The following is an 18076-nucleotide window of genomic DNA, read 5'->3' as shown; positions in this document are numbered from 1 at the left end:
TGTGCCTGTTCCCGCGAACACCCAAAGCCTGCTGACGAGTTGGACCGGCAAAGTCCAGGACGCGGGGGCGACCACCGAGGCAGCACGTGCCCAGTGGACAGCGGCCAGGGCGCCCAAGAGGCACGTGAAGGCGCTGCTGGAATCGATGGCGCACGGGGCCGTGCGGTGCATGTACTGCGACGACAGCCGCGGCACCGACATCGACCACTTCCAGCCCCTGGCCGTGGCGCCACTGCGGGCGTTCGTGTGGGACAACCACCTGCTGGCCTGCTCGTTCTGCAACAGCAACGTCAAGCGGGACGCATACCCGGTGGACACCGACGGCGCCTGTCTCCTGGTCGACCCAACCGTCGAGGACCCCGCCGAGCATCTGTTCCTGATGCTGCACAGCGGTGAGTACGGTCACCACACGGCCAAGGGCGAACACACCATCCGCGTCTTCGGTCTCAACCGCGCCGACCTCGTCGCAGGCCGCAAGGACGCCTTCTGCCTGGCCTGCTCCAATCTGCGGGACTGGTACGGGCTGCAGCAGGACGACGACATGGAAGCGGACCGGGTGGCACAGGCCCTGCTCGACTCCCCGTTCGTCGATGTCGTGCACGCCATGGTCCGGCTTGATCCCGGCCTCGCCGCCACCGTGGTCGGCAAGCAGACGGTTGCTGCTCTTGAGCACTGGCGCAGCGTGTACAGAAGTTGAGCGGGCTTCTCGTCGCTCAAGGAGGGTCGAATCCGGGCATGTGCCGGTCGATGCGGCGACGTTGTTTGCGCAGCCGTGCCCGGTGCGCAGCACGTTCGGGATGCGCCCGTGGCTGCGCAGCCATCGGCGGCGCAGCAGGAACGTGGTCAGACTGGTACCGCTTCACGCGCAGGTACTTCGACGTCCCGGTCGTTCGCCGCCAGCAGGGCGCCGCGTGCCTCCTCCAGGTGCTTCGCCATGCGGCGCAGTGCGGCGTGGATGTCCTCGTCAGGTGCGATGGCGGCGGGCGCGGGCTGCGTACGCTCGCACGGCCCGTTCGGCATCGCCTCGGTCGTACTCTTCGGCGTTCGCCACGGGGCCTCCTTTCCTCGTCGGGACTGCCCGCTCGCCGTGATCTTGGGTCCGAAGACCGGGCGGGCCACTCACTCTGTGCGTGCAGCGTCACATCGGATACCCACCGGGTGACGCCGAGACCCCCTGCAGGGTTTCGGCGGCCTTCCGGAAGAGGGTGACCTCCGGTGTGTCGCGTCGCTCCGCAGCCCAGGCAAGGACAGAGGTACACCCCGGAATCCCGGCGACGTCGAGGTAGCTGACACCCGGCCGGGGGTACAGTTCGCGGGCCGCGGAGGGGGCGACACACACACCATGTCCCAGAGCGACGGCGGTGAGCACGGTCTCGAAGTCCTCCGCGTAATGGTCCGCGAGCGGTACAGAGTCACGTGAGTGGTCCGCCAGAGTCCAGAAGTCACGCCACAGAGGTGGCACGGCTTCGGACATCCCGATGACCTTCTCCCCCGCGAGGTCCTCAAGGCGAACTTCGTCGCGGCCGGCCAGGGGATGGGCGGAGGGGATACCCACCGTCCGCGGCTCCGTATGGAGGCTCCGGAACTGGATGCCGCGGGCGACGGGAAGATAACAGAATGCGACATCCACGGTGCCGTCGAACACGGCGGAGGTCTGGGTCCTGAAATCGAGTGTCGTCAGCCGGATGCCGGCATCGGGTGCTATCCGGCGGACTTCCTGGAGGACACCGGCCACATGGGCGAGTGCCGCCTCGGCCTGGAAGAACCCGACCCTCGGACTGCAGGACGAATCGCGGGTCTGGGACCTGGCTTCCTCACGCATGTCCCGCGCGGCTTCGACGACCGACCGGACCTTCGGAAGCAGCACACTGCCCGCCGAGGTCAGATGCACGTTCCGTGTGGTGCGGTCGAGCAGGTCCACCCCCAGGCGGGTTTCCAGCGCCTGGATCTGGCGACTGAGCGCGGGCTGGGAAAGGTACAGACGGGCGGCGGCCCGTCCGAAGTGCAACTCCGAAGCCAGCATCAGGAATACCTCTAGCTGACGGACTGTCGGATCGAAACGTACGTCACTCACGGTCGAATGCCCCCCGGCGGAAATCGGCTGTGTGGGCGCGGTCATCGCCACACGGCTCTCCCTACGTGTCAGTGAGGCAGAACCTAGGACAGAGGCCGGGTCCTCTGTACCTGACAGATGTCAGGATCACCGCCCGCGGTCGGCGACCGCCGGATCCGGCGGTCCCTCGAGGTACTGCGGATGAAAGCTCCGGCTGCGTACCACCATGCGGTTGCCCGCTGTGACGGTGCCCGCCTGGTGGATCAGGTCGCTGTCGATGACCAGTACGGTGCCCGCCGGCCCCTCGACAGGACCGATGCCTCGGCGGAGCTCGGCCGGCAGGGCCCTTGGTTCGGCCAGGTCCGGCAGGACGTAACGGAGGCGGTTCTCGCGCTGGACGTGCTTCCCGTATCCCTGGGAGCCCGGCAGACAGCGGAACGCCCCGTTGTACTCCGTGGTGTCGGAGAGATACACGAAGAACTTCAGGTTCGGCAGCCGGTCGTAGTGCGGCTGGTGGGCCGGATGCCTGGTTCCCGCGACATCCAGCACGCAGATGAGATCGTAGTTGAAGACGTACGGCGAGCCCGCGAAGTACGACTCCGCCACCAACCGCATCCACTCGCTGTCGAACAGTCCGGTCAGTTGCCCGAACTCGGCCGTCAGGCGGTCGCGCCGTGCGTGCAGGCCGACCCCGTTGTCGTAGCCCATATGCTCGACGTGGCTGGGTGGTTCGGTCACCAGCCGTCCGCACTGCCTCTGTATCCGGTCCAGTTCCTCACCTTCGACAATGCCCGGCAAATGGGCCAGGCCGAACTCGGTGACGGCGGACAGGACCGCCGCGGGATCGGGGGCCGCCTGCGTGAACGTGTACTTCCGCATGGGTTTTACTCCTTCATCCCGGTGGATCCTCTCGACGCACCGGGGCAAGGTCGCGTTCAGCGGCCCGGTCCGGCGGTGGAACAGCTTTGACCGGTTGTCGGGTGATCCGGTCGATCCTGCCCGACCGCAGCAGAACCACCCCGCATGCGGCTTCACAGAGTCCGGCGACCACCAACAGGACAGTGCTGCCCGCTTCCGGCCCCTGGAACGTTCCGCCCAGCCCTGCCAGAGGGGCGACGACCGGCGACGACGGAGCGAGCAACCGGTCGCCAGCCACACCTCCGAGCAACACCGCGACCGGATAGAGTCCCTGACCGAGAAGCCGCCGGGCACCGAACACCGTCGCCTGGATGTTCTCGGGCACACGCTCCTGCCATACGGCGGTGAGCGGAGCATTCGACAGTTGGGCCGAGCAGTTGCGTACGGTGGCAGCGGCGATCCACAACGGAACAAAGGCCGTCGCCACGAGCCCGAGCCGGCCCGCCAGGGCGCCGACCAGGACGCCACCGCCGATCAGGTACCGGCGGTCCACCCGGCCGGCCAGCACGATCACCACCGCCGAACCCGTTAAAAGGCCTGCGGCAGCGCCGATGTTGACCGCCGCAAGATTCCATGGCGCGGTCCCGGAGTCCGACGAGGCCACGACGAACGCCGTCACGGCGGCCATCGACAGGCCGTTGAAGAAGTTGACCCCGGTGAAGACGAGTTGCAACCGGCGAAAGTCCGGATCGCGCAGGATATAACGCACTCCTTCCGCCGCCCCGGCGAAGGGCCTCAGCCGCCGGCGCACCGGCCGGTCCGCCTCGGACCACCGAACGCAGAGCACGGCGACGGCACACATCAGGAAGGTCACTCCGTCTAGGACGAAAATCAGGGCAGGGTTCACGAGGGAGAACAGCGCCGCGCCCAGCGCGGGGCCCGCCAGTGTCGGAATGCTCTCCACGAACGAGGTGATCCCGTTGACACGGGTGAGATCGGCTTCCTGCCGTAGTCGGCGTACCGATACCGACAGAGTCACGGACAACGTGGCGTTCAGCAGGGCTGCGGCGAGGACGAGAAGCAGTATCCAGCCGAACCGGGCGCCGAATCCGCCGTCCGTGACACCGGCTAACGCCAGGGAGACCGCACCAGCGGCCAGGTTGCAGGCCAGCAGAACCGTTCTCCTGGCGAACTGGTCCGCCAAGGCCCCGCACAGCGGTGCGAGGTAGATGCTGCCGACCATCGTGACCGCGGTGATCGCCGCAAGCGCGGCGGTACTGCGTGTCTCGGCGTAGGAGGCGAGTCCCAGGACGAACGACGCGGAACTGGAGCCCAGTAGCGACACCAGTTGACCGCCCCAGAGCAGCGCGAAGACGTGCGTGGACGAGGATCCGCCACTGCTCACGTGCTCACGCCTTCAACCCGGCGGATCCGGAGGAGTGCTCCAGCGTCGCGTCGAGCAGCGCGCTGCGTTGGCGGCTCGCCTCGACGAGTCGACCGACCATCAGTGCGCCCTCGGCCGTGAAGTGACCGATGTGCTCGGTAAGCGCCTCGCACAGGATTGCCAGGGCGCCAAGGGATTCACGCGTCGCCTCAGCGACGAACCGGCGGTGCTCGGGATCGGTCTTCGGGTCGGCCAATTCCGCATATCGCCAGTGCAGCAGGTGGCAGTAGACCGCGGCGGCGTGCAACACACGGTCCAGTTCCCAGGCCCGGTTGCGTGTTTCATTCCCTGCGGACGTCCGCCAGTAGATCGGGATCTTCGGGCTGGTGGCCGAGCTGTATCCCGGAAGGAATATCGGTCGGGTCAGCAACTGGTGATTGACCGACTGGTGTACGGCCTCGTGGTAAATGTTCTCGGCGACCAGCCTGATCGAGCCCGTCGTGCTGACACTGAGCGGGGGAATGTGTACGAATGCCCGGTCGGACAGGAATACGCACAGCGGGAAGTCGGGAAGGGAGCAGGAGGTGATCCGGCCCCGTACGCCGTCCGGCGTGGTGGCCATAGCAAAGGTGGTGATGAAGGTGGCGACCAGGGACATCGCCCACGGCCGAGTCGCTATCAGGTCGAGCGCTCCCGAAACACCCTGCGCGAGGTCATGAGTCGGCCAGACGATGTGATGCCCTGTCAGGTCGACAGCGCTGTCTAGGTCCGCGGCTCCGTCGAGACCTTCCCGCGCAGCGGGCCCCAGCCACCAGAACTCCCGCTGCCCCGCGCGGAACACTCTGATCTCACCCGCCCCCATCGAACCGGTCGGCTTGCCGCGCAGCGCCTCGTGCAGACGGAGAGGAATCAGCCCCTGGTCCGCCGGTTCCGGTGAAGAGGCAAGTCCCAGGCTGATCGCGACGGCGTCGCGTGCGGGCAGGACCTGTACAGGGGTCAGGACGCTCGGTGCCGAGGCTTCGATGGCGTTCAGCGCGGCGGTCACTGGTACCTCCTCGTTGAGATGCCCACGTCCGTGGAGCGGAAGTCACCAATGCGCTCCAGTCGCTCGATGGGCCGCAGCCCTTCCCCCGGGACCAGCGTCTCCAGCCGCTCGACCAACCAGTCCAACCTGGCTCGGGAATCGAGTCCCGGGTCCGGGACGAGTTCGCCCAGCCGCCGCTGGAGCTGGTAGAGCTTCGACCGGGCTGTGCGCCGATGGGCGGTAATCATCTGCGACGCCGGCACGATGCGTGCCAGCCGCTCAAGACGTTCATCCGGCCCCAGCGAAGGGTCGGGCAGGAGATGGAGCAAACGGACGGAAAGGTCGATCAGCTCCTGCGCCACATCCTCGAATTCGTCGCCGAACTGAGGGCTGTATTCCTCTTCGGAGAAGATCTTACGCCGATTGGCATCTTCGGCCGGAGTGAGCGGAGTGAAAGTTACATCGATATGCACGGGCTTAATGGCCACAGTGCTCCCTTGGCTTTTTATAAGGTGCCGCGAGGGCGCGGCGGCGCTGTCGCATGGGTGGCCGATCCGGCTTCCCAAACGACAGCGCCGTGCCCGATCAGGGCACCTCTCGCTGAGCGACGGACCTACCCCTCAGCGGATTCGATGATCCGGGACGACTAGAAGTCCGGGACCATGTGGTCCAGTCGGCGCGTCAGCCGATCCACGGACGTCGGCTCCTCCGTGGTGATAACGGGCTCGTTCTCTGTCGCGCTTTCATTCTCCATCTTTTTCTCCTTCAGGCTTCGCCCTTCGACGGTGAATCCGTCGAATAAAAGGATCTCCCGACAGTGACCCGACCGCCATCGAATGACGATGCGGAATTCCGCACCATTGGTGCCGTGTAGGACATGACCCGTGAACGACCTGTCTCGCACCCGTGACGGCGTCTGCCTCGCCTGTCACGGCCAGCCTGATTTTCCCCTGCCGCCAGGGTCCGTTGCATGATCGCCCTCTGTCCGGGTTCATCCGGTGAGTCCGAGGGCCGTCAGAGATCGGTTCCAGTCGCGGGCGGCTTCGCGTAGGGCAGCGGCGATATTGGTGTGTCCGTCCTGGCGGTGGACGCTGATCGCGAGGTTGCGCAGGCTGGAATCCGCAGCGCGGATCCGGGGAGGGCGATTCGGCCGCGTATTCTGCCCGAAATTTTTTCCCTGTGCCCTCTTGATGTGTCTGGAGCCCCACCCATGTGAGACGCCATTGGGAGGGATCACTGCCGATTGTGAACATAAGCGTGGACGCCTGGCGTTCACTGCAGCCCGGGAGGATGCTGCCGGGGCAGCGAACCCGCACACCGACGGAATCTTCTCCGGCCCGCGGGTTCCAGGGGGTGGAAATGAGCCTGACCGAATCAGAGAATATTTTCGCGGGACTGAACGAGCAGGGTTTGAATACGATTCTGAGTGCAGTATTCACAGCCCGGCCGCGGCTTTTGAACTATCGCACCTCGCCGAGTGTCGCCGCCGTACCGGCTTCCGCCAGCAGCTGGACCGCGCTGCCGACGATCGCCTTTCCCGGGGTACCGGGCGGGATCGACTACGCCGTGCGCTTTTCTGTTCCGCGGGTCGACCTCTTTCCTCAATCGCAGCCGCTGCCGCCGGCCCTGAACCTCGCAGTCGGGCAGTTCTCGCTGCAGACCGAGGTGGACCTCATCCTGTTGTGCTCCCGGTCCGCGGACCGGGAAGGGTCCGGGAAGCCGGTCGGCGTGCGGCTCGGCGTGGCGGCGACGGGGCAGCCTGTGGTTCAGGTGACCGGCCCGGGAACGGGAACCGTCTCGTTCGACCTGCTGGCCGTGGAAATCGTGGATATCACGCCCGACCCGCTCGAGTCATTGGTCGAGTGTCTCGTGCTCACCCTGCTGCGGGCCGTCCTCAGTTCGGTGGCTCTGCCGTTCGAATCGCTGCGCGCCGGCGCGTTCTCGCTGAACCTGCTGCGTGGACCAGAAACCGAGGACGACCAACTCAAGCTGTATGGCGCGGCCGTCTAGGCGGTGGCCTTGTTCGGAGGAAGCATGCCCGACATTCTCACCGCTGTCGACGAGACCGCGGCCAACGTCATCATGTCCAAGGAGATTTCGTCGCTCGCGCCGCTGACCGCCTCGCGGAACAGCACGTTCGGGCCGTTCTCCATCGAATGGGCGCTGAGTGCGTCCTTCTCACAAGGCACCATCGACATCATTCCGCCGCCAGCCGATGTGATCCGGATCGCCGGAGTGCGGCTCAGCTATCGCACCGAGCTGAAACTCACCCTCGACCTCGGCTTCCTCGACTTCTGTCTGCCCCAGGTGTGCGTGACGCTGCCGTTCATCGGCCGTGTCTGCACCCCTCGCGTCTGTCTGAGCTTCCCCACCATCGAGGTGCCGGTGTCGCATTCCAGCACCGTCGACTTCACCGCGGACGTACGGCCTTCGGTCACGCTCGCCGGGGACGAATGGAAGGTGGAGGCCGTCATCGTGGGCGTGCCCCAACTGGTCCTCGGCCCTGCGGCCACGGCCCTGCTCGGTGTGATCGGAGGGGCCGTGACCGCCGCGCTGCTCCTGGTCCCCGCCATCGGACCATTGCTCGCCCTCGCCAGCGCCGTGATCTTCGCTTCTCTCACCGTGGCCAATCTGCTCGGTGTGCTGGGGGCGTTGCTCAATCCGCTGGTGGCGGGGCTCCGCATTCCGCTGCACAGGGCGCCGCGGCTGTTCGAGATCCTGCCGGCTTCCGGCCAGGACTCGGCGGTGTTCGTGCGTCTCGACTCGATGGTCGCCACACTCGACGGCTCCGGCGGTGAGGACGAACTCGTCCTCGCCATCGATATCTCTTCGTGAGGAAGGAACCGCCATGTCTGCGTTGGACAGCCGCGCCCTCACCAGTCTGGACTGCTTCGGACAGCGTTTCTCCGCGCCGGGACGGACTCGCTACACCGTGGGCGGCCCGCTGGCCGCCTGCGTGGAAACGGATGAACTGCCCTTCTCCATCACCGTGCGGCGGCCGGACGACAATTCCGCCCAGCGCCAGCACGATGTCGAGGTGCGGCATGCGCGGGGCGGGTTCACCGTCGCCACCCCGCAGTTGGAGATCGCTGCTGGCGATGTGGTGATCTGGCATGCTGCGGCGGCCGGCACCCCGCCGTACGGGGTGTGGGGCCTGGACGAGTCCGACGGCACCTTCTCCAGTGCCGCGCTGCGCGACGCGGCCTTCTACGGTCATGTGTTCGGCGCTGCCGGCGAGTACGCGTGGCAGGACGCCAACGGGGGCACGGCCTGCGGCGTGGTCCGTGTGCGTGATGTCGACAGCCGGGACCGCAAGGCCTGCGAGAGGTGGCGCGAGGAGCTCAAAGAGGGCTCCATCGTCGCGGTGGAAGGCGGCAAGGTGGAGCCCGCCGAGTTGTCCGTCGTGGTCGGCCAGACTGTGCTGTTCGCGGTCGCCGGATCGGAAGGGCTCGCGATTACGGACGCCTCGCTCATCAGGCTGTCGCAGTGCCCGGCAACGTCCCAGCCGCCAGCCTGAACAGACGAGGCCATGTGTCGACCGTCGCAGCCGGGTGCGCACCTTCCGCGGTGAACGGCCGTTCGCGACTTCAGATGCGAGGGCGGCCTTCCCGGTCGACGGCGTGGCACCGGCTCGGTTTCCACGCCTCGCAAGCGCTGGGCAGTCCGACGGAGCGCGTCCGGTGGCTCTTCGACTTCACCGCCGCCGATGGCTCGGTAACTCTTGCCCGTCTGCGGTTCGACGGCCAGACCCGCGGTGCAGGGAGCGCTTCGTGCGGAGCTGGTCAGTGTGACGGTCTCCTCGGAACGGGTGATTGATGCGGGACACTTCGAGCACTGTCGTGCCGGACTCGTTCGAGCTGCGCGGCCGGAGATTCAGCGGACTGGACGTTCTGCCGCGAGAGGAGGCGACGCCTCTCTACAGCGACCTCGTGCGGTACGCCAACGCGTGCGGGTGTGGCGCCGGCGCTGTCGGAGCGGCTCTGGCGGGCTGTCTCTATCTGCTGGGGCTGGCCCTGCTGCCGACGATCGCGGCTGGGGTTGTGGGCGGTGCAGTCGGCAAGTGCCTCGGCCTTGGGTGGGCACACCGCCGCTTTGATGCGGTCGTCCGCAACCTTGAGGAAGCCCTGCAGGCCCGGGAGGAAGGCTAGGCATCATGGCCGTGTCATGCCAGGAGCAGGCGGAGCGTGTCGAGGAGACAGTCCTGCAACCCATCGACCAGTGGGTAGAAGGGCAGGAACAGAGATGCCGGGACGAGCCCTGCAACTGGTGGACGCTGTGTCTCAACAAGCTCTTCTGCTGGATCGTCGTCGTCCTGGTCAAGGTGTCGCTGTGGATCACCACCATTGTGGTGCGCTGGGTGTACCGGACGGTGTGCACGGTGGTCACCGTCGTCGTTGGCCTGGTCGCCCTCCTCTTCGGCAACAGCGACATGCTCTTCCAGGCGCTGAAGGACCTTTGGACACTGGCCAAAGACGGCTTCTACTCGGCCATCGGAACGGTGATCTTCGTCGCCCTCAGGATCGTGGACCTCGTGCAGACGGTGCTCCGGCTTCAGCCGGCGAAGCGCCGGCTGACGGAGGACGAGCGAGAGATTTTACGGCCGATCTTCGGGGAGTCACTCAACTACGGTTCCATCGAACTGGTAGTGGGCCGGATAGGCATCCTTACGGCGTTCCGCGAAGCTGCCTTCACCATGGGTTACACGATCTACCTGCCGACGTACAGCGAGCAGACGTTGGTCCACGAGTGCGTGCACACATGGCAGTTCGAGTTCGGCGGGTTTCGGTACATAGGCAGTTCGGCGCTTCACCAGCTTGACGGTCTCGTCTTCAGTCCGGGCTACAATCCGTACAGGTGGCGGCCGCGCATGGACGCCGGAGATTCCTGGTTCGCTCTGCGAAGTGTGGAAGCCCAGGCAAAGTTCATCGAGGACGTTTACGCGGACGGAATCTTCCATTTCTCAGACCTGGAAACTGCGGACGACATGAGCCCGGGTTCATTCTTCCGTGAGGATGACTCAGGTTCGAATTCCTTCGTTCCGTATACGCAGCAGGCGAACGACGCGTGGCGCATCCTGCGCACGAGATAGCAGCCGGCCCACCCGGTTGAGCAGTCCCCTCCCCGGCTGCCCTTGCCGGCAGTTTCGGAGCCTTTGATGCTCCGGGAGCCGCCGATCGCACAACGTGAGTGGCCGCAGGAGCGCAACGAGCTGATCCGGTGCTCTTCGCACCAGCCCAGACGGGCCGGCACCACCGACCTCCTCGCCCCCGATACCCTCACTTTCCATTCCACCGCCCACAGGCTCCGCCCCTGGTGTTGGGGACGGAGCTCCGTGGCCGTTGTTGCATGCCCATCGCCCTGCCCGGCTCAGCCTCTCTGTTCCAGAGTGAGCTGAAGGGCGCTGGAAGGCTGCCGTTTCGGCTGCGCACGAACCCCTGGGGCGTTGCCGTCCCCGCGGTCCGTCATGATGCCTGGGCCAGTCCTACGGCCGGGCTCTGTGCCGGATCGTGGCAGTTCTCTAGCCGCCACAGGCCGTGTCGTTGTTCCTCAGGGAGTGCGTGGTGTCGTTGAGCTGATAGGAGCGCAGGTCCTGGATGGAACCTCCGTTACGCCCCACACATACGCGTCGGCCACCGTAGTTGTCGTTCTGATAGACCCGTGCGGTCCTGCTGGAGTTGTTGATGACGGAACTGCCGTTGCTGCGGATGTAGTCCGGGAGGTGGCTGACGCTGCCGTCCGAGGCCCGCTTGACGTACGGCTGCCCGCGAAAGTCCATGTCCGGGTAGATGCACACGAAGCCCCGCGCGCACGCGACGTTGGCCTGGGCATGTGTCCGGGCAGCGGCAGGATTGGCGGCATCTGCGGTGACAGGCGCCGCCAGAACCACTGCGGCTCCCAAGGACAGGACGGAAACGATCTTCCGGGTGAAGTGCATTACTCCTCCTTGACCACGCGTCTCAGTGAACTGCGCTTGTCCCGCGGCCCTCAGGCTGAGGGCGATCGGCGGTGCCGTGCTGGGTCAAGCGATGGCCTGACGATGCCAGGGCCCCGGGGAGCCGGGCGTCAACCGTGGGGGGTAACTCTGCGGTAAACCTCAGGGGTACCGGTGTGCTGCCGGCCTCCGCTTAAGATTCGATGGGCCAGGTCCGGCGGAGGATTTCCCAACCCACGTTGCGGAGTGCGGTGAAGTGGCGTTAGCGGGCGACGGTTCTGGTGTTGTTGCTCATGGGGCCTGGCAGGGAGCGCGGTATGGACCGCGCTCCCTGGTCGATTCGTACGGGGTCAGGTGGCGCCGGACTTCGGGACGCGCTTCGTGGTGCGGCTGCGGAGGCGAGGTCTCTTGGTAGCTGTTTCTGAACTGGTGGGCCTGAATGGCGTCAGGAATCACCTTGTCGTGCGTCCGCGTGCTCAATCGCCCACGCGGGCAGTTCTCTGACCACGCCCCGCCGCTCAACCAGGCTCTTCACGGGCTCTTCACCGGTCGCGGGGCTGTTGCGTGTGGGCAGGGTGATGCCGGGCAGGATGGGCCCTATGCGACCTCCCCAAGGCCCTGGACCCCGGCGTGGAGAGATACCTGCTGATGCTCAGGACCAGGAGCATGGCGGCCCTCTTCCCGGGCTGCCGGTCGTCGAGCAGGCCGAGCTGCTGTATGAGGAGACAGAACAGCTCAAGGACGCCTTGGAGCGGCGGCCGGTGATTGACGTGGCCCGCGGTGTGCTGATGGCGACCTGGTCGTGCACCCAGGAAGAGGCGTGGCAGATGCTGGTCCGGGTGTCGCAGCACTCCAACACCAAGCTGCACGACGTGGCGGAAGCGGTCGTCGAGACCACGCAGCACAAGCCGATGCCGGCGCACCTTCAAGACCACCTGGCCGCGGCGGTGACGGCATGGCGCGCGCCGAGCCGGAGACGCGTAGGGCGCAGGTCCTCGGGTAGACGTGCCAGGTTGGCAGGGGGCGGCGCAGTGCCTGGGGAGGTCCCGCGCCGCCCCCTGCCCACCGACGGGCATGAGGACGATGAGAATGATGTCGGTCAGGCGGCAGCCGGCATGGCCGGGGCGGCCGATGCTTGCCTGCGTCTGCGTGCTGGTTTCGGAGGGGCGGATTTTCGCCTTTGAGTCTGGTGTGCGGCGTCTTTTCGGGGGGTACTTGCGCGCGTCGTTAATCGCGTTGCTCAGGACGAGGTGGCGGTGTGGCTTGGTGGTGTACGAAGACGAATATGAGCCGCTGGTCCGCCGCCCGCTCCTGTCTGCCGTGGCCTTCGAGGGCAGCGAGCCGATCGCGGAGGCGCGACATGCTGCCCGCCGTTTCATGACCGAGGTGCAGGCCGTTCACGGGATGCCGGTGTCAGAGCGTGCGATGGGCGTTGTCGAGCTGGTGGTCAGCGAGCTGGTGACCAACGCCTACAAATACGCGCCCGGACCGTGCCTGCTGGACCTGGAGGTTGTCGACGGCGCCGTGGAGATCAGCATCTGGGACACGGACCCGACGCTGCCGGCGGCCTGCCCGACCGATCCGGGACGGGTCGGACAGCACGGCCTGGAGATAGCGATGGCGGTGTGCCGCAGTTTCGAGGTGCGGCGGGAGCCGGTGGGCAAGCGAGTCAAGGCCGCGATCGTGCTGGCCGACGATCCCGGCAGGGCGTTACGGAAATGCCGTAGCCGAACGCCTCCTCCTGTCCGATGGACAGGCGTGGGTTCAGCCTGCTCCTCGTCGAAGTGCTCTTCGTGCCCTGCACGTTCGATCACGAGGAGTACGTGGTGTCCACCATCCGCTGGACCACAGGCGACACTCAACAGTCCGCCCGCTGGCATTCCGAGAACGCCGCCCCCTTCCACCGCGGACCGTCGCCGACGACCGGATGAAGGCTAACGACGCCTGCTGCGACAAGCCTCATCGTCCCAGCTCGGAAGGAAATTTCAAGATCCGGACACTGTGGCAAGGGAAAAGCGCAGGCTAGATGTTGTTGATCTGAAAGGAGCCGATGCGGTCGTTCGCCCAGTCGCCCACGTAGGGCGTGTCATAGCCCCAGTAGGTTGCGCAGCAATCGCCGTCATAGCGGTACGCCGACTGGAAGTTGCAGCTGCTGTACGTCCTGAACGACGAGATCGACCTGCTCCACAGGCCGGTGTTCAGCTTGTAGCCCGACAGGTCACAGGGGCCGTAGTCGCCGAACACCATGGTCGAGTCGCCGCCGTAGTTGGCGTGCTCGTACCAGGACATGAGCGGTGTCCGGGCGCTGTTGCGCGCCGCTGCTGCCGTCGCCCGGTCGTCGGTGCAGGTCCGGCTCTTCACCCGGGAGGTCTTCTCGCCCGGCTTCACCGGCTCCACGACGATGGTGCAGTACTTGCCCTCCGGTGTCTGCGGGGTCTGAGAGGCGGACACTGGCGGCGCCAGTCCGACGAGACCGATGAACGAGGCGGCCACGGCAAGCGTGGCGGCGGCACGAATGCGCAGATGCATGACACTCCTTCGGATGCTGTGCATGTCTTCTCCCTGGTCCAAGGGCGGACGGATCCCGCAGATTGCTCGTTGCCGTAATGCTCGCCTGCCGGGACCTTCGTCATGTCGTCACAACGGCTACTGCTGTTGCCCGACCGGAGCGTTCACGGCGCTCCTGCTCCAGCCGCCGTAGCAGCCAAGAGGTCCCCGAGCCAGCGCCTCGAACTGTAACCGCGCCAGGGACGTCGCGTCCCTGACAGATGTCAGGGTGCGGCATGCGCCCCTCACCTCATCGGCCACGCATGGAGCAGGCGCCTTTCAACTCCGATGCCGCAGGTCAGAGCGGTCATGGTGCCAGTGGGGCAGAAGCCGCCGTTCCGCGATGGCGCTCCGGCAACGGAGAAGGCGAACGGTTCCACCTCCCATGCGGCCGCCGTACAGAGCTGACGTCAGTGACGTGGACACGGCCCGCTCATGACCGAGCGTCAGACCGTAAATCCTGATCACCGCCCGTAATTGACCGGGGCCCGACCGGTGTTGGACTGACGATGCATTCGTGATGCGGTCAAAGACCGGTGGCGGGGTTCCGCGTTGCCAGCCCGGTCTCGTAGGCGACGACGACCGCCTGGGCCCGGCTGTTCACGGCGAGCTTGCTCATGCAGCGATGAACGTGCGTCTTGATCGTCCCGATGCTCAGCACAAGCCGCCGCGCGATGTCGGCGTTGGACATGCCCGCCCCGACCAGGCCGAGGACCTCCAGCTCTCTGGGGGTCAGCATGTCCAGCCCGGGGTGCGGTTCGGGTGCGGCGTGGCGGGGGGTGTACGCCTCGATGAGTCCCTTGATCACTGAAGCGCTGAACAACATCTCCCCCGCGTGCACGGTGTCGATGGCCGCAAGCAGGCGGTCGGCCAGGGTGTCCTTGAGGAGAAAGCCACAGGCGCCGACCCGCAGGGCTCCATACACGTATTCGTCGAGGTCGAAGGTGGTCAGTACGAGGATCTTCGGGGCTGGGTCCGGGGCCTGGGCCAGAATCCGTTCGGTGGCGGTGATCCCGCCGATGCCAGGCATCCGAATATCCATCAGGATCACATCGGGCCGGGTCTGCGCGGCAAGCGGGATCGCTTCCTCGCCGCTCTGGGCCGAACCGACAACCTCGATTCCCGGCGCCGCCTCCATGAGTGCGACAAGTCCCGAGCGGATGAGGTGTTGATCGTCCACAACGAGCACCGTGGGCATGAGTGATCTCATCCTTCCTCGCGATTGCCTGGACAGGATCCGGGACATCACCCTTACCTGTCGCGTGGCACAGGGACGGTCAGACTGACCTCGAACCCGCCCCCCGGACCAGGTCCGGCCGTCACTGTTCCGCCGTAGACACTGACTCGCTCATGCATCCCGATCAGACCATGAGCCGCGGACTTTACGGGTACGTTCGCGGAAACACGCTGCTGTCCGTCGTCGGCCACACGCACGTGGATCTCGGCCTCGTCATAGTGCACCAGCACGGTTGCGTTCGCCGACGGCGCGTGCTTCATGACGTTGGTGAGGGCCTCCTGGACGACCCGGTAGATGCACAGGTCGACGCCTGGCGGGAGTGCGTACGCCGTGCCCGTGATCCGGACGTCGACCGGCACCGCGGCGTCCCTCACCCGTTGCACCAGCGGTTCGAGCTGTCCCAGCCCGAGGGAGGCGTCGAGGTCTCTGGGCTCTCCTCCCCTCTGCACTTGCCGGGACTGTTCAGCGCCTTGCCGCAGGAGGACCAGCATGCGGCGCATCTCCGCCATGGCCTCGCGGGTGCTGCCCGAGATGGTGTCCAGTGCCTTGCGGGCCGTCGGGGGATCGGTGGTGAAGACGTATCCCGCCAGGCCAGCCTGGACGGAGATGACGGACACATGATGGGCGACCACGTCGTGCAGCTCGCGGGCAATCTTCATACGCTCCTCGGTGACCGCCAACTGGGCCTTCTCTTCCTGTTGCCGAGCCAGTTGCTCACTCAGTGCCGACAGCCGCTCGCCTCGTTCCACCAGCCTCCGTGACCGGTCGCCGGTCACCCAGATGACGACGACCATCATGGTTACAAAGGCCACGCTCACCGGCCCGATCCCGGGCTCGGCGAGCCGCGTACCCCACAGCAGGACGAGCAGGGTCGCGGCTGCGCACTTCGCCACGACCTTGCGCGGGCGCAGCGCTGCGACTGTGTAGAACGCGAGACCCGGCCCGATCACCCCAACCGCGTGGTAGTAGCCCAAGGTGAAGTAGCACAGCACGCATGCCGCCGTACTGCCCAGGACGGGCAGCGGGGCACGGCGGCGCAGGGCCAGCGGGAGGTAGATCAGGGCGAGCAGGCCGTACGCCCAGGCATCCGGAGTCCGCCAGTAGCTGTGCGGATCGAGCCAGTTGTGCAGCATGGTGGCTGAGACACCGAGCGATCCGACGGCGTAGCCAACATCCGCCACCTGCGGGAGGGCCTTGCGAAATGTCGTGCTCCACGTCTGCTGCGCGACCATCGTGCGAGCCTAGGCGAGTCACGACCGCTTGGCCCGTCGCATGACCCTATCTACAGCCCTGGTTGTACACCGGCAGCCTCCCCGACCGGTCACTTGGAGGAGTAGTTGTCATTACTGAACCCGGATCCACCAGCTTGATTCCCGGTTGATCGTTTCGGGGTCGTGCAGGCCGTGTTGGGGCTGAGTTGCGAATTCGGGCATGGGGTGGCCGCTGGTCTGCCCGGCTCTTCCACTTTGTCCACAGGCCTCGGACCCTTTCGGGCAGGCCGGTCAGGGAACGTCAGAGGGCCGGCGGTGCATGCACCGCGCTGAACAACTGGGTGAAGTCCTCGCTCCAGGGCCAACGTTCGGGCACGTGCAGGGTGAGGCGGCGGGCGGAGCGGGCCAGGCGGGCGGGCACGTTGATCAGGCGGTCACGGATGGTGGCGGTGGTCGCCCTGGCATGGAACGCGGAGGCCAGGGCGCCGGCGGCGCGGGGCAGGCTGTGTGCCAGGACCGCCAGGGCGAGCCACGCGGCATTGGCCGGAAATGACCGGACGGCGCGTGGGCGAAGCCGCTGTTCTTGACATCGGCGATCACCTGCTCGACGACAGCGTGCCGGCGGTGATCACGCTCGGCATCCCTCAAGCTGGGCGTCCCGGACGACCGGTTCATCGCCTCGACCCTGCTCCTGCAGTCCCGGCACCCCGGCTCCGCCTGGTACGTCGCCACCAGCGACATCAACCTCCAGACCAAACTGCACGCCGTCGCCCTGCCGTTCATCGAACCCTGATCCCCCAGGGTCAGCAGACCGCCCAGGAGGATGTAAGGCTGTGGTCACGCGAGCGGGCCGTCAGCTGACCGAGACGTGCAGCTGGTCGTCCGCCGTCAGACGCCCGGTGACTCCGAAGGACGCCCACATGGCCACAATGTGCTGGCCACAGTCCTGGATAGCCCGGTCCCCGGCCGCGAAGTCGGCCAGCGGCAGCAGGGTGGGCGTCGTATCCAGCACCTCACGGATCGGCGCCCACACCGGGCCAAGAAGCCGCTGGACTGCAGGATGGTCCGCGTACCCGGTGAGCAGCGGCGCGTTCCCGCCGGCCTCCTCCACGGCGGCGGCGTGCGCAATGAGCTTGAGCATCGCGCCAGTACCAAGGAGCAAGCCTTCGTACATCTCGTCCAGGCCGACCTGGTGTGTCTGGTAGGCGTGGACCAGGTCGGCCCAGCCGGGATGCACGTCATCGAGCAGGCCCGTGAAGGCGTCGCGGTAGCCCTCGCCGAGGAGATCGGCAAGGGTGAACCGCCGGGACTCACCGCCGCTGCCCGGCGTAACGGTGATGCACTGGCCCAGGAGCGCGTTGGAGAACAGGTCGCACCGGAACTCGTCGGCGGCCTCGTACGCCCAGATCGCCGCCACCTCCTCCGGCGTCTTGGGACGGGTCGTCTTGGGCGGCCGGGTGTCGGCTGCTGCACGAAGCCGGCCGATGAGTGCGTGTCCGTACTCGTGCACGACCAGGTGAAGAAGTTCCGCCTGCTCCAACTCCTCTTCGGCCGCCGCGTCGCCAGTGTCGAGAACGATGACCGTCTTGCTGAAGTCACGGGCCAGACTGATCGTCTTGCCCTTCACGATGCCGTGATGTCGCCGGTGAGCACCACCGTCAGCTCCGACTCCGGAACGTCGAGCTCGTCGGCGACCACGCTGATCATGGAGTGCACGCTCTCGATGAATCGGGTCAGGCCCGGGCGGGCACCGTGCTCTTCGATCACGGTCAGGGCGTAGGTCGCGCTCACGGGGGCCTCTCGTTCGCAGGGCAGATGCCGCCCATCATC

The 18076-nt window shown here is 66.4% G+C and carries 20 protein-coding genes and 1 pseudogene; 8 read left to right on the top strand and 13 right to left on the bottom strand.

What is annotated here, in order from left to right:
• Position 1: 1 nt before the first annotated feature.
• Complete coding sequence (locus OG718_RS54200; protein ID WP_328842629.1) at positions 2-697, top strand: hypothetical protein; 696 nt, start codon at positions 2-4, stop codon at positions 695-697.
• Between the two features lie 146 nt (positions 698-843).
• On the opposite strand, the gene OG718_RS54195 is transcribed toward OG718_RS54200, so the two are convergent.
• From OG718_RS54195 to OG718_RS54170, 6 genes are all read right to left on the bottom strand, one after another.
• Positions 844-1020, bottom strand: coding sequence for a hypothetical protein (locus OG718_RS54195; RefSeq protein WP_328842630.1), 177 nt, complete (start codon positions 1018-1020; stop codon positions 844-846).
• Between the two features lie 118 nt (positions 1021-1138).
• Positions 1139-2119, bottom strand: coding sequence for a LysR family transcriptional regulator (locus tag OG718_RS54190; protein ID WP_328842631.1), 981 nt, complete (start codon positions 2117-2119; stop codon positions 1139-1141).
• Between the two features lie 81 nt (positions 2120-2200).
• Positions 2201-2932 carry a phytanoyl-CoA dioxygenase family protein gene (locus OG718_RS54185; protein ID WP_328842632.1) on the bottom strand — a complete coding sequence of 244 codons (732 nt, stop codon included), beginning with the start codon at positions 2930-2932 and terminating at the stop codon, positions 2201-2203.
• A gap of 13 nt (positions 2933-2945) precedes the next feature.
• Positions 2946-4316, bottom strand: coding sequence for an MFS transporter (locus OG718_RS54180; protein WP_328842633.1), 1371 nt, complete (start codon positions 4314-4316; stop codon positions 2946-2948).
• Between the two features lie 4 nt (positions 4317-4320).
• On the bottom strand, positions 4321-5340 hold the full coding sequence (locus tag OG718_RS54175; protein ID WP_328842634.1) for a hypothetical protein: 1020 nt from the start codon (positions 5338-5340) through the stop codon (positions 4321-4323).
• Positions 5337-5807: a hypothetical protein gene (locus OG718_RS54170; RefSeq protein ID WP_328842635.1), complete on the bottom strand. Its 471-nt coding sequence runs from the start codon at positions 5805-5807 to the stop codon at positions 5337-5339. The genes OG718_RS54175 and OG718_RS54170 overlap by 4 nt, the downstream gene beginning before the upstream one ends.
• An 871-nt stretch (positions 5808-6678) precedes the next feature.
• Between OG718_RS54170 and OG718_RS54165 the strand changes: the two genes are divergently transcribed.
• The 5 genes from OG718_RS54165 to OG718_RS54145 all read left to right on the top strand — a co-directional run bounded on the left by OG718_RS54165 (position 6679) and on the right by OG718_RS54145 (position 10408).
• Positions 6679-7329 carry a hypothetical protein gene (locus tag OG718_RS54165; RefSeq protein ID WP_328842636.1) on the top strand — a complete coding sequence of 217 codons (651 nt, stop codon included), beginning with the start codon at positions 6679-6681 and terminating at the stop codon, positions 7327-7329.
• Positions 7330-7353: 24 nt separating this feature from the next.
• Positions 7354-8154 carry a hypothetical protein gene (locus tag OG718_RS54160; protein ID WP_328842637.1) on the top strand — a complete coding sequence of 267 codons (801 nt, stop codon included), beginning with the start codon at positions 7354-7356 and terminating at the stop codon, positions 8152-8154.
• Positions 8155-8167: 13 nt separating this feature from the next.
• Complete coding sequence (locus OG718_RS54155) at positions 8168-8836, top strand: hypothetical protein (protein ID WP_328842638.1); 669 nt, start codon at positions 8168-8170, stop codon at positions 8834-8836.
• A gap of 298 nt (positions 8837-9134) precedes the next feature.
• Positions 9135-9467 carry a hypothetical protein gene (locus OG718_RS54150; protein ID WP_328842639.1) on the top strand — a complete coding sequence of 111 codons (333 nt, stop codon included), beginning with the start codon at positions 9135-9137 and terminating at the stop codon, positions 9465-9467.
• Positions 9468-9472: 5 nt separating this feature from the next.
• Positions 9473-10408 (top strand): hypothetical protein, encoded by a 936-nt coding sequence (locus OG718_RS54145; RefSeq protein ID WP_328842640.1) that lies wholly within the window; start codon positions 9473-9475, stop codon positions 10406-10408.
• 429 nt (positions 10409-10837) lie between these two features.
• Here OG718_RS54145 and OG718_RS54140 read toward each other — a convergent pair whose 3' ends face one another.
• Complete coding sequence (locus tag OG718_RS54140) at positions 10838-11254, bottom strand: peptidase inhibitor family I36 protein (protein ID WP_328842641.1); 417 nt, start codon at positions 11252-11254, stop codon at positions 10838-10840.
• 596 nt (positions 11255-11850) lie between these two features.
• Between OG718_RS54140 and OG718_RS54135 the strand changes: the two genes are divergently transcribed.
• A complete protein-coding gene (locus tag OG718_RS54135; protein WP_328842642.1) occupies positions 11851-12435 on the top strand; it encodes an ANTAR domain-containing protein in 585 nt (194 codons plus the stop codon).
• 85 nt (positions 12436-12520) lie between these two features.
• A pseudogene (locus tag OG718_RS54130) lies at positions 12521-12955 on the top strand (ATP-binding protein); the annotation flags it as partial.
• 318 nt (positions 12956-13273) lie between these two features.
• Here the strand turns inward: OG718_RS54130 and OG718_RS54125 are convergent.
• The 6 genes from OG718_RS54125 to OG718_RS54100 form a co-directional block, all read right to left on the bottom strand.
• Complete coding sequence (locus OG718_RS54125) at positions 13274-13780, bottom strand: hypothetical protein (protein ID WP_328842643.1); 507 nt, start codon at positions 13778-13780, stop codon at positions 13274-13276.
• 544 nt (positions 13781-14324) lie between these two features.
• The gene (locus OG718_RS54120; RefSeq protein ID WP_328842644.1) at positions 14325-14996 is read right to left on the bottom strand and encodes a response regulator transcription factor; all 672 of its coding nucleotides are present in this window, start codon (positions 14994-14996) and stop codon (positions 14325-14327) included.
• 53 nt (positions 14997-15049) lie between these two features.
• A complete protein-coding gene (locus OG718_RS54115; RefSeq protein WP_328842645.1) occupies positions 15050-16267 on the bottom strand; it encodes a sensor histidine kinase in 1218 nt (405 codons plus the stop codon).
• 280 nt (positions 16268-16547) lie between these two features.
• Positions 16548-16748: a hypothetical protein gene (locus OG718_RS54610; protein ID WP_443055394.1), complete on the bottom strand. Its 201-nt coding sequence runs from the start codon at positions 16746-16748 to the stop codon at positions 16548-16550.
• Between the two features lie 351 nt (positions 16749-17099).
• Positions 17100-17873 carry a hypothetical protein gene (locus tag OG718_RS54105; RefSeq protein ID WP_328842646.1) on the bottom strand — a complete coding sequence of 258 codons (774 nt, stop codon included), beginning with the start codon at positions 17871-17873 and terminating at the stop codon, positions 17100-17102.
• On the bottom strand, positions 17870-18037 hold the full coding sequence (locus tag OG718_RS54100) for a hypothetical protein (RefSeq protein ID WP_328842647.1): 168 nt from the start codon (positions 18035-18037) through the stop codon (positions 17870-17872). Before OG718_RS54100 ends, OG718_RS54105 begins: the two co-directional genes overlap by 4 nt.
• Positions 18038-18076 lie beyond the last annotated feature (39 nt).

Source organism: Streptomyces sp. NBC_00258, assembly GCF_036182465.1.
Taxonomy (GTDB): domain Bacteria; phylum Actinomycetota; class Actinomycetes; order Streptomycetales; family Streptomycetaceae; genus Streptomyces.
The sequence above is the reverse complement of the archived record's forward strand: the minus strand, read 5'-3'. Positions and strand labels throughout refer to the sequence as shown.

Excerpts from the sequence above, each read along its gene's own strand:
- OG718_RS54155 (WP_328842638.1), top strand. The coding sequence starts at position 8,168 with ATGTCTGCGTTGGACAGCCGCGCCCTCACCAGTCTGGACTGCTTCGGA.
- OG718_RS54115 (WP_328842645.1), bottom strand. The coding sequence starts at position 16,267 with ATGGTCGCGCAGCAGACGTGGAGCACGACATTTCGCAAGGCCCTCCCG.
- OG718_RS54125 (WP_328842643.1), bottom strand. The coding sequence starts at position 13,780 with ATGCATCTGCGCATTCGTGCCGCCGCCACGCTTGCCGTGGCCGCCTCG.
- OG718_RS54145 (WP_328842640.1), top strand. The coding sequence starts at position 9,473 with ATGGCCGTGTCATGCCAGGAGCAGGCGGAGCGTGTCGAGGAGACAGTC.
- OG718_RS54120 (WP_328842644.1), bottom strand. The coding sequence starts at position 14,996 with ATGCCCACGGTGCTCGTTGTGGACGATCAACACCTCATCCGCTCGGGA.
- OG718_RS54150 (WP_328842639.1), top strand. The coding sequence starts at position 9,135 with ATGCGGGACACTTCGAGCACTGTCGTGCCGGACTCGTTCGAGCTGCGC.
- OG718_RS54160 (WP_328842637.1), top strand. The coding sequence starts at position 7,354 with ATGCCCGACATTCTCACCGCTGTCGACGAGACCGCGGCCAACGTCATC.
- OG718_RS54190 (WP_328842631.1), bottom strand. The coding sequence starts at position 2,119 with ATGACCGCGCCCACACAGCCGATTTCCGCCGGGGGGCATTCGACCGTG.
- OG718_RS54140 (WP_328842641.1), bottom strand. The coding sequence starts at position 11,254 with ATGCACTTCACCCGGAAGATCGTTTCCGTCCTGTCCTTGGGAGCCGCA.
- OG718_RS54135 (WP_328842642.1), top strand. The coding sequence starts at position 11,851 with ATGCGACCTCCCCAAGGCCCTGGACCCCGGCGTGGAGAGATACCTGCT.
- OG718_RS54185 (WP_328842632.1), bottom strand. The coding sequence starts at position 2,932 with ATGCGGAAGTACACGTTCACGCAGGCGGCCCCCGATCCCGCGGCGGTC.
- OG718_RS54195 (WP_328842630.1), bottom strand. The coding sequence starts at position 1,020 with ATGCCGAACGGGCCGTGCGAGCGTACGCAGCCCGCGCCCGCCGCCATC.
- OG718_RS54165 (WP_328842636.1), top strand. The coding sequence starts at position 6,679 with ATGAGCCTGACCGAATCAGAGAATATTTTCGCGGGACTGAACGAGCAG.